This is a genomic window from Micromonospora sp. ALFpr18c (genome assembly GCF_008868155.1).
Lineage (GTDB): Bacteria > Actinomycetota > Actinomycetes > Mycobacteriales > Micromonosporaceae > Micromonospora.
The window spans coordinates 1-1965 of the sequence record NZ_WBKR01000369.1; the positions used below are offsets into that span (position 1 = coordinate 1).

Genomic DNA, 1965 nt, shown 5'->3' on the forward strand with positions numbered 1-1965 from the left:
CGACGCCCACCCCCAGCCGCGCGGCCGTGCGCAAGACCCCGAAGAAGCCTCCCAAGCCACGCCGGCCCCGCCCGGTCGCCGGCCTCGACCAGGCCCAGATGGACAATGCCAAGGTCATCGTCGACGTCGGCCGGGAGATGAAGATGCCGCGGCGCGCCCTGGTGGTCGCGCTGGCCACCGCGATGCAGGAGAGCAACCTCTACAACCTGGCCAGCGACGTGCTGCCGGAGTCGTTCGACTACCCGAACCAGGGCAGCGGCTCCGACCACGACTCGGTCGGCCTGTTCCAGCAGCGGCCCAGCAGCGGCTGGGGCACGGTGGCCGAACTGATGCGCCCGTCGTACGCCGCACGGGCCTTCTACTCGGCGCTCAACGAGATCCCCGGCTGGCAGGACATGAGCGTCACGGCCGCCGCGCAGGCCGTGCAGGTCTCCGCCTACCCCGACGCGTACGCCCAGCACGAGGAGCGGGCCACCACCATCGTGGCGGCCCTCATCGTCTGAGCGGGGCGGCGCCCAGCGGTGGCCGCATCTATGGTGCGTGGCATGTCGATCACCGACCGGGATCTGGTCATCGAGGCGGCCACCGCCGGAGCTGCGGTCGTATGCGCTCACTACGGGGCGTCGTTGACCCGCTTCGAGAAGTCCGGCGGGGACTTCGCCACCACGGCCGACATCGAGGCGGAACGGGCCATCCTCGACGTCCTGCACGCCGCCCGCCCGGACGACGTCGTGGTCGGGGAGGAGAGCGGGCGCACGGGCACCGGCGGGAACGGACGCGAGTGGCTGGTCGACCCGCTGTGCGGGACGCTGAACTTTGCCGTACACACCATGCTGGCCTCGGTCAACGTGGCGCTGCGCGCCGGGACGCGGGTCGTCGTGGCCGCCTCGGCGGATCCGTTCGCCGATGAGGTGTTCTGGACGGACGGCGCCGGCGCGTACGTGCGGCGCGGGGGCGTGGACGAGCGACTCGTCCCGTCGGCCGGGTCGACGCTGGTGGATGTCAACCTTGATCCACCGTTTCCCAACGCGTCGGTCTTCCGCGCCGCCCGCCTCCTTGCCGACGACGGTTTCATCGGGCAGTTCCGTCCACGCGTCGTCTCCACCACCCTGGCGGTGGCGTGGGTCGCCGCCGGGCGCCGCGCCGCCTACGTCACCGACGGGCACCTGCACGACAGCGTCCACTTCGCCGCGGGCATCGCCCTCTGCCAGGCGTCCGGCTGCGTGGTGAGCGGGATCGACGGCCAGCCGCTGCACACCGGGGCGGGCGGTCTCGTGGTGGCCGCCGACGAGCGGACGCACGCCGCCCTGCTGGCCCTTGTCGGCAACCAGCGGGCACCCGTCAGTGCGGACGGCGTGCTCCCGGCCCAGGCGACGTGAGGGCGGACATACATTTGCGTGGCGCGCATCTTTGCGTGTCACGCAACTAATGCTAGCGTGGTGGCATGACGGGACTGCGGGAGCGCAAGAAGGCCGAGACGCGGGCGGCGCTCGGCTGGGCCGCGATCCACCTCACCGCCGAACGCGGCTACGACAACGTCCGCGTCGAGGACATCGCCGAGGCGGCCGGTGTCTCCCCGCGCACCTTCAACAACTACTTCTCCAGCAAGGCCGAGGCGATCGCCTCCCGCCACCTCGACCGCAGCCTGCGCACCGCCGCCGCGCTGCGCGAACGCCCCGCCGACGAGCCGCTCTGGGCGGCGCTCACCCGGGCCGCGCTGGAACAGTTCACGCCCGGCCCCGAGGTCGAGGCGATGCCCTCCCCCGCACACGCCCAGTGGGTGGCCGGCGTACGCACCATGCTCGCCGAGCCCGCACTCCAGGGCGAGCGGCTGCGCGCCGTCGCGGTCGCCGAGGCCGAGCTCGCCGCCGCCGTCGCCGAACGCACCGGCACCAACCTCGCCACCGACATGTATCCGCGGCTCGTCGCGGCCGCCGCCAGCGCCGCCGTGGCCGTCGCCATGCA

3 protein-coding genes are annotated in these 1965 nt (G+C 72.9%); all 3 read left to right on the forward strand.

The window, feature by feature from the left end; translation table 11 throughout:
• Nucleotides 1–503, forward strand: a 503-nt coding sequence (locus F8271_RS31110) for a hypothetical protein (protein ID WP_151493348.1), incomplete at its 5' end; no start/stop codon positions are given.
• 42 nt (nt 504–545) lie between these two features.
• Entirely contained in the window at nt 546–1379 is an 834-nt protein-coding gene (locus F8271_RS31115; RefSeq protein WP_151493349.1) for an inositol monophosphatase family protein, read from the forward strand.
• A 65-nt stretch (nt 1380–1444) separates the two neighbouring features.
• Nucleotides 1445–1965: TetR/AcrR family transcriptional regulator (locus F8271_RS31120; protein WP_151493350.1), on the forward strand; the 521-nt coding region annotated here is incomplete at its 3' end.